This is a genomic window from Phenylobacterium sp. (assembly GCF_036495085.1).
GTDB lineage: Bacteria > Pseudomonadota > Alphaproteobacteria > Caulobacterales > Caulobacteraceae > Phenylobacterium.
Genome location: NZ_DASXNL010000155.1, coordinates 61581 through 69169 on the forward strand (window position 1 = coordinate 61581; position 7589 = coordinate 69169).

The 7589-nt window shown below is 68.0% G+C and carries 8 protein-coding genes; 3 read left to right on the plus strand and 5 right to left on the minus strand.

What is annotated here, in order from left to right:
• Window positions 1-8: 8 nt before the first annotated feature.
• Window positions 9-503 carry a serine protease inhibitor ecotin gene (gene eco, locus VGI62_RS17585; protein ID WP_331505839.1) on the minus strand — a complete coding sequence of 165 codons (495 nt, stop codon included), beginning with the start codon at window positions 501-503 and terminating at the stop codon, window positions 9-11.
• Between the two features lie 179 nt (window positions 504-682).
• Between eco and VGI62_RS17590 the strand changes: the two genes are divergently transcribed.
• Window positions 683-1579, plus strand: coding sequence for a DUF481 domain-containing protein (locus VGI62_RS17590; protein ID WP_331505840.1), 897 nt, complete (start codon window positions 683-685; stop codon window positions 1577-1579).
• 14 nt (window positions 1580-1593) lie between these two features.
• Here the strand turns inward: VGI62_RS17590 and VGI62_RS17595 are convergent, their stop codons facing one another.
• From VGI62_RS17595 to VGI62_RS17610, 4 genes are all read right to left on the minus strand, one after another.
• A complete protein-coding gene (locus VGI62_RS17595) occupies window positions 1594-2316 on the minus strand; it encodes an SIMPL domain-containing protein (RefSeq protein ID WP_331505841.1) in 723 nt (240 codons plus the stop codon).
• Between the two features lie 34 nt (window positions 2317-2350).
• Window positions 2351-3166, minus strand: coding sequence for a DUF1080 domain-containing protein (locus VGI62_RS17600; protein ID WP_331505842.1), 816 nt, complete (start codon window positions 3164-3166; stop codon window positions 2351-2353).
• Complete coding sequence (locus tag VGI62_RS17605; protein WP_331505843.1) at window positions 3163-4587, minus strand: Gfo/Idh/MocA family oxidoreductase; 1425 nt, start codon at window positions 4585-4587, stop codon at window positions 3163-3165. The genes VGI62_RS17600 and VGI62_RS17605 overlap by 4 nt, the downstream gene beginning before the upstream one ends.
• A gap of 77 nt (window positions 4588-4664) precedes the next feature.
• Complete coding sequence (locus VGI62_RS17610) at window positions 4665-5042, minus strand: VOC family protein (RefSeq protein ID WP_331505844.1); 378 nt, start codon at window positions 5040-5042, stop codon at window positions 4665-4667.
• Window positions 5043-5335: 293 nt separating this feature from the next.
• On the opposite strand from VGI62_RS17610, the gene VGI62_RS17615 reads away from it, so the two are divergent.
• Window positions 5336-6064 (plus strand): DUF6445 family protein, encoded by a 729-nt coding sequence (locus VGI62_RS17615; RefSeq protein ID WP_331505845.1) that lies wholly within the window; start codon window positions 5336-5338, stop codon window positions 6062-6064.
• A gap of 38 nt (window positions 6065-6102) precedes the next feature.
• Window positions 6103-7589, plus strand: a 1487-nt coding sequence (locus VGI62_RS17620) for a tetratricopeptide repeat protein (protein WP_331505846.1), incomplete at its 3' end; no start/stop codon positions are given.

A 7589-nucleotide genomic window follows, 5' to 3' on the forward strand; every position in this document is an offset into this window, starting at 1 on the left:
AGCGCGGCCTATCTGGCCACCATCTCTGGTCCGGCCCGCCAGATCCGGTGCCGCACTTCCACATCCGAGGGCGCATAGATCACCAGGGGCAGGCGGCTGTTGTAGCGCAACAGCGGCTCGTCCGAGCTCGGCACGAACTGGCGCGTCCGGCGGGAGCCCGGCGGGCAGGCCATCCTGGTCGAAGCAGGCTGCCCGACGTTGGTGACCACGTAGTAAGTGAAACCCCAGCCCTCCGCCGTACGCTGCTCGAGCTTGGCCCCGAAGATCTGGCGATTGCAGTCGACCCACATCGTCCGGCCGATGATCATGCCCACCCGCAAGGCGTTCTCGTCCGGCTCGGCCGGCAGGTGGACGACGCGGCGGACCTGGCCCGGCTGGGCCGGGGGAAACGCCGCCATGTCGTCATGCGGCGGGCGATGCGGTGGCTGCGACTGCGCGCTTGCAGCGATAGCCCAGGCGGCGATGGCCGACCATAGCGGGGCGACGAAGGCCGATCGGGTCATGTCCCCTGCTCCCCGCGGCGGCTGCGAGGCGGATCAACCGCGGAGCTTAAACGACCCACCTCCCGGAATCGTTGCCCTTAACCGGGGTGGGGTGTCTGCCCCGGCCACCCTAGGGACATCACTTGATGGCCTGTTGCGCTGCGGCGTTGTGGCCTCGGGCGGAGCTAGCCGAGCCCGCGATGCGAAGTTGGATCGTAAGCATCATCGCCGCGCCCCTGACGCTGACGGCCCTGGTGGCGCACGCCGCGCCCCTGCCGCAGGCTGTCTCCGACATGCTGCGCGCCGCCGCGGACGAGCCCGATACGCTGGACGCCGTGGTCAGGGCGGCCAAGAAGGCGAACCCCGATTCCGTGGCCGAGATCGACGCCGAGGTGAAGGCGCTGAAAGCCCGAGCAGCCGCCGACAAGGCTGCGGAGGTCGCCAACCAGGGCTTTTTCGAGGGCTGGAGCCTGAAGGGCGAACTGGGCGGCTCGATCTCGACGGGTAATACGGAGAGCGAGGCTTTGGCCGCCGCCCTTTCCGCCGAGAAACGGACTCCGATCTGGGTCCACGATTTCGACATGTCGGTCGACTTCAAGCGTGAAAATGAAGAGACGACGAAGGACCGCTACTTCGGCGCCTATTCGATCCAGCGCAACATCACGCCGCGCTTCTACGGCGTCGGCGTGCTTTGGGGGGAGCGCGACCGCTTCGCCGGCTACAACTACCGCTTCTCCGAGAGCTTGGGTGTCGGCTACCGGCTGTTCGACGGGCCAGGCCTAAAGCTGAGGGTCGAAGGTGGCCCGGCGGCCCGCCAATCCGAGTACCTCGTGACCGGCTATGACCTCACCTATGCGACGCGCCTGGCGGAATACCTGTCGTGGCAGATCACTCAGCGGCTCGAGTTCAGCCAGAGCCTGGTGACCTACCTGGAAACCAAGAACTCGACGGTGATCGGCGACGCTTCGGTGACGACCAAGCTGCAGAAGAGGCTCTCGGCGCGGGCGTCCTATGAAGTGCGCCACGAAGCCTCCCCGCCGGTGGGGCGCAAGAACACCGACACGACGACAAGGCTGACCCTGGTCTTCACCTACTAGCTAAGCATCAGACGTCAGCGCGGCGCGATCTCGAATACGCCGCTGGCGTCGCCACGGATCGTGAGCTCGCCCGGATCGATGCGCGAGCCGGCGAGCATGGGTTCGGCCATGCGGCTGGCGGTGACGATGACGCCCGGGAAAGCCTGGGTGCTGACGCTGACCAGGCGGACAACCCTTTGCCCCATGACCTGGGCGACGTCGGCAGCGTCGTGCTGCAGGGCCTGGAGGGCCTGATCGCGGGCCTGGCGCTGGGCGGCCGCGGGGTCGCTCAGGCCGAAATTTATGCCCTGCACCTCATTGGCGCCGGAGCCGACGGCGAGATCGAGGAGCGCGCCGGCGCGCCCGAGCTCCCGGACCACCACGGAAACCGTCGTCTGAGCGTGATACGCCACGATCTGGCGCGGGACATTGGAGTGTTCGCCATAGGTGGGGAAAAGGTTCACCCGCTGGGTCTGGATATCGCGTTGCGCCACGCCGGCGCGCAGGAGGGCCTTGACCACCTTGTCGACCCGTTCAGCCGTCTGAGCGGACGCGGCCTGGGCCGTCGCCGCCTCACCGGAAACCCCCAGCATCAGGGTGACGATGTCGGGCGTGACGTGGACCTCGCTCTGGGCCGAAAGGTTGAGCGTCGTCGTGCGGAAGGCCGCCTCGCCCTGTTGGGCGAGGGCTGGCGGGGCGAGGCTCAGGAACGCCGCCGCAGCCGCGGCCGCGGTGAAGACGGACATTCCGTTGGCCATGGGAGGTCTCCTGAAGTCGGCCAGCCTTACCGGTTCATTTGGCGGGTGTCGTCAGCAACTCGCGCACCCAGATATTGCGGAAGCTGAGCGGTGGGCTGGGGTCACCGTGTGCCTGCAGCTTGATGGGGGCGCTCGTGTAGGGCCGGTAGACGGGCTTGCCGATATAGAGGGTCTCGCCGGAGAGCACGGCGTCGTTCTGGATCAGGACGCCGTTGTGGAAGGCGGTGACGCGGGCCGGTGAGGCCACAGCTCCGCCTGCGGCGAAGACGGGGGCGGTCCATATAACGTCGTAGGTCTGCCACTCGCCGGGCTTGCGGCTGGCGTTCACCAGCGGCGCATGCTGCTTGTAGAGGCTGCCCGCCTGGCCGTTGACGTAGGTCTCGTTCTTGTAGCTGTCGAGGATCTGCAGCTCGTATCCGGCGTCGCCGGGGCCGGTTGACGCCAGGAAGACACCCGAGTTGCCGCGCGCCTGGCCCGAGCCGGTGACGTCGGCCGGGATGCGCCATTCGAGGTGGAGCTGGTAGTTGCGGAAGCTACGCCGGGTCTCGATGTTGCCGGCCTTCTTCTCCACGGTCATGACGCCGTTCGCCACGGTCCAGCCCGCGGGGGCCTTGTCCTTCGTGTTCACCCATTGATCGAGGTTCTTGCCGTCGAAGAGGATGATGGCGTCGGAAGGCGGAGGTTGCGGCTTGTCCAGGGTCGGCGCCGGCGTCACCACCGGCGGGACGGGCGTCCATTGCTCGGTGTCCTGTGGCTTAGCCGGCTGGGCGGCCGGGGCCGCCTGGGCCAGTGCGCCGCCGGCTGCCAGGAGCAGCAGCAGGCCGGCGCTCGCCAAAGTAACGCGCTTCATAGCTCCCACCCCTTGCGATATCGGCGGCCCAGATATTGGTTGGCGTCAGCCGAGTTGGTGATGCGCCCGGCGACGGGATCCCACTCAATGGCCTGGTCGGCGCGCATGGCGACGATGCCGAGGTTCATCGTTTCGTTCAGGCGGCAAGCGTATTCGAACGGGCACGAGATCTTCTCCTCGCCGCGGATGGCGCGGATCCAGTTCATCTCGTGGCCGTCCATCCCGCCCTGGATGCGCGGCAGGGAGTGGGGAACCTTGGCGGCGGCCTCGTCCAGGCCCTCGCCGATCAGCACCGGCCTTTCGCCGTAGGTCTCGTGCATCAGCATGCCCTTCGTCCCCATGAAGAGCACGCCGCCGTCGCCGCTCATCTTGATGCTGGTCGGGAATCCGCGAGGTGTCGGGGGCAAGAGGCCTCCGTCGTACCAGATCATGGTCAGCGGCCCTCCCTTCGCCTGGCCGAATTCATAGTGGCTGAGGGTAGCCTCCGGGTAGCCGGTGAAGACGGCCGGGCGCTTGGCGGTGTCCCAGAGGCTGGGATTGCCAGGCCAGCGGGTATGGCGCGTCTCCACCCGGGTGGGCAGGCCAGGTTCAAGCGACCAGAAAGGGAAGTCGATCAGGTGGGCGCCCATGTCGCCGAGCGCGCCGGAGCCGAACGGCACCCAGCCGCGCCAGTTGAAGTGGGCGTAGTCGGGATTGTAGTCCCAGTCGACGTCGGCAGGACCAAGCCAAGTCGGCCAGTCGAGGCTTGCGGGCGCAGCCTGCGGCGGCGGTTTGGCGACGCCCTGCGGCCAGACCGGCCGGTTGGTCCAGACGTGGACCTCGCGGACCGGGCCGATCACGCCGGCGCGGATCAGCTCGACGACGCGGCGGCCGTCGTCGCCGGAATGGCCCTGGTTGCCCATCTGAGTGATCAGCTTGGGATTGGCCTGGGCGAGCGCAGCGAGCTTGCGGCTCTCCTCGATGGTGTAGGTAAGCGGCTTTTGCACATAGACGTGGTAGCCGCGCTCCATGGCCATGCGGGCGGCCACGGCGTGGTGGTGGTCCGGCGTGGCGACAAGGACGGCGTCGATGTCCTTCTGCGCGTCGAACATCTTGCGATAGTCGGTGAAGCGCTGGGCCTTGTCATAGGCATCCTTCAGCGGCTGCTTTGCGGGCGGGATCCGGCCGGTCCTGTCGCTCAGCGACTTGCGGACATGGTCGTAGTCGACGTCGACGGTGGCGACGATGTTCTGGCTGACCAGCCGCAGCATGTTGTCGGCGCCCTTGCCGCCCGCGCCGATGACCGCGATGTTCACCCGATCGCTGGGCGCAAGCTTGCGTGCTGCGCCGATCGCGGGGGCCGCCATGGCGGCGAACGCCGTTCCTGCCGCCGTCGCGATCAACCCGCGACGGGTGAGCCCCCTGGCAGATTTTGCGGACATGGACGGCCTCCCCCCAAAGGACACTGATCGCCGGTATTTGGCCTAGCGTTCGGGGGGCTTTGCAAGGCCGGAGAGGTTCAGGGCGCCCGGTAGAGGCCGCAAAGCTTATTGCCGTCGGGATCGCGCAGATAGGCGAGGTAGAGCTTGCCGAAGCCGCCCTCCCGGATGCCCGGCGGGTCTTCGATGGAGGTTCCACCGTTGGCGACGCCGGCGGCATGCCAGGCATCGGCCTGCTCGCTCGAGGCGCAGGCAAAACCGATCGTGCCCCCGTTGGCGAAGGTGGCCGGCTGGCCATCGATCGGCAGCGACACGCCAAGCGTGCCCGTCGACGTCCGGTAGAAGACGCGGTGGCGGTCGACCATCCCTGGCGCAACGCCGAGCGTGCCGAGCAGGGCGTCATAGAAACCTTTGGCGCGGTCCAGGTCGTTCGTGCCGATCATGATGTGTGAAAACATGCCTATCGCTCCCTTCGGTATTTGACGGCGGTTTCCGGCGCCGGACGGCACATGGGCGAAGATTCGCGCCGATGACAATGCAGAGCGGTTGAGCCGAGCCGGCGGGCGTAGGCGCCTCAGTCCGGTTTCAAGGTTACAAATCGCGTTCACCTTCACATCGTTGGCGAAGTCGGCGGGGGCGATAGAATGGTGGCGCTTGCGGGCGATCTCGATCTCCAGCGCGCGGCAGCAGATATCGCCCTATTCGGAGCCTGCTGCGCGCAAAACCGGCAATAGGCCAACATGAGTTCGCAATGACCCTCGCCTATCGCCCGCACAGCCACATCACGCCGCGTCTCGATTCAGTCGGCGCCGAGCGCGCGCCAGTGCTGGTTATTGATAACTTCGCCGACGACCCGCAGGCGCTGGTCGACCACGCGGCTTCACTGGCGCCCTTTCCTGCGGCTGAGCAAACCTTCTACCCGGGCGTTCGGGCGCCGGTTCCGGTCGGGTTCGTACAGGCCGTCCATGCCTATCTCGACAACGCCCTGCGGGCGGCCTTCAGCCTCGCCGACGACGAGGTGAAGAGCGGCGGCTGGGAATATTCGTTGGTGACCACGCGCCCGGCAGACCTCAGCCTTCGCCAGAGGATGCCTCATATCGACTCGACCCACCCGGGCAACCTGGCGCTGCTGCTCTATCTTGCGCCGGGCGATCAGGGCGGCACCAGCTTCTACCGGCACCGCAGGACAGGGTTCGAGGCGATCACCGAGGAGCGGTTCGACCGCTATGAGCAGACATTGAAGTCCGACCTCGCGGCCTTCGGCGAGCCGCAAGGCTATATCAACGGCGACAGCGAGATCTTCGAGCGGACTGCGGACTATGAGGCGGTGTTCAACCGGATGCTGGTCTACCGCAGCCATAACCTGCACTCGGCGAGCATCGGCGAGGGCCTTGCGTTCGATCCCGACCCGCGAGCCGGGCGCCTGACGATGAACCTGTTCCTGCACTTTCGACCTAGGGCGCAGGACCGCACGCGTTAGTATGGCGTCGGAGGGGCGCTCCTAAGGTGGAGGCTTATATGCGGCTGTCGGTCGTGGGCCTTTCGGCGGGACTGGCGTTATCGGTCTCCGCGCCGGCGCAGGCGCAACTGCTGGCGTCGTCCTGGGAAGCCTGCCTTGGCGCAGGAGCCCCTGGCCTAGTGCAGCAGATCAACGGCTGCAGCGGGATCATCCAATCCGACCTCGAGGCGCCGGGGCCGCGCGCCGTCGCGCTCTTCAACCGCGGGGTGCTCTATCAGAGCCAGGGTGCGCTCAGCCAGGCGATAGCGGACTACGACGCAGCCGAGCGCCTCGACCCGGCGCTCCCGGAAACCTTCGCCGGGCGCGGCAGCGCCTATTTTGAAGCCGCCGACTACGAGCGTGCGTCGGCCGATTTCGAGCGCGCGATCCGGCTCGCGCCTGACAAATCGGAGGGCTGGGCCGGCCGTGCGGCCATCCGCATGGCCATGGGCAAGGGTCCGGCGGCGCTCGCTGACTATGACCGCGCCGTAGCCGCGGCGCCGCAATCCGCCGATGTGCTCGATCAGCGTGGGCAAGCCTACGCTCGGACCGGCGATGACACGCGCGCGCTAGCCGACTTCGATCGCGCCCTCACGCTGAAGCCCGATGACGCGACGGCGTATGCCGGGCGCGGCGGCGTACTGGCGCGGCGCAAAGACGTCGACGGCGCGCTTTCGGCGTTCGACGCCGCGCTTCGGATCGATCCCGACCTGACACCGGCGCTGAGCGGCCGGGCCTGGGCGCGCCACGCCAAGGGTGACGCTGCGGGCTCGGCGCAGGACTACGCCCGTGCCGCCAAGCTCGATCCGAAGGATGCGCGGGCGCAGTTCAACCACGGCTTCTCACTGCAGGTCGCCGGCGACCTGAACGGGGCGGTCGCGGCCTATGACGCGGCGGTGGCTCACGATCCGCAGGACGCGGGCGCCTACAACAACCGCGGCGATGCGCTGGCGAACAGAGGCGAGCTGAAGGCCGCGGTCGCCGATTTCGACAAGGCGCTGACGCTCAAGCCAGGCTACGTCCTGGCGCTGGGCAACCGCGGCCGGGCGCGCTTGCAGCTGGGCGAGCACGCCGCGGCGGCGGCTGACTTTACCGAGGTGCTGGCGCACGACCCTGCCGACGTGCAGGCCCGGCTCGGACTGGCGATCGCCTATGGGGCGCAAGGCCAGCATGCGCGCGCGGTGGAGGAAGCCGACACCGCGGTTCGCGGCGCGCCGGATTCGGCCGAGGCGCTCAATATCCGCTGCTGGGCGCTGGGCCTGGCCGGCGAATCGCTCGACCGGGCTCTCGCAGACTGCGACCGCTCGGCGGCGCTCAAGGCCGACGCGCCGGAGGTCTATGACGCCCGCGGTTTCGTACGCCTGCGCAAGGGCGACCTGGAGCTGGCCCTGGCCGACTATGCAACCGCCCTTCGCCTACGCCCACAGCTAGCCACCGCCCGCTTCGGCCAGGGCCTGGCGGAGCTGCGCCTCGGCCGCGAGGCCGCGGGGCGCTCGGATATGGCGAC

Coding starts and splice junctions, on each gene's coding strand:
- VGI62_RS17610 (WP_331505844.1), bottom strand. CDS start 5,042: ATGTTTTCACACATCATGATCGGCACGAACGACCTGGACCGCGCCAAA.
- VGI62_RS17615 (WP_331505845.1), top strand. CDS start 5,336: ATGACCCTCGCCTATCGCCCGCACAGCCACATCACGCCGCGTCTCGAT.
- VGI62_RS17590 (WP_331505840.1), top strand. CDS start 683: ATGCGAAGTTGGATCGTAAGCATCATCGCCGCGCCCCTGACGCTGACG.
- VGI62_RS17605 (WP_331505843.1), bottom strand. CDS start 4,587: ATGTCCGCAAAATCTGCCAGGGGGCTCACCCGTCGCGGGTTGATCGCG.
- VGI62_RS17600 (WP_331505842.1), bottom strand. CDS start 3,166: ATGAAGCGCGTTACTTTGGCGAGCGCCGGCCTGCTGCTGCTCCTGGCA.
- VGI62_RS17595 (WP_331505841.1), bottom strand. CDS start 2,316: ATGGCCAACGGAATGTCCGTCTTCACCGCGGCCGCGGCTGCGGCGGCG.
- eco (WP_331505839.1), bottom strand. CDS start 503: ATGACCCGATCGGCCTTCGTCGCCCCGCTATGGTCGGCCATCGCCGCC.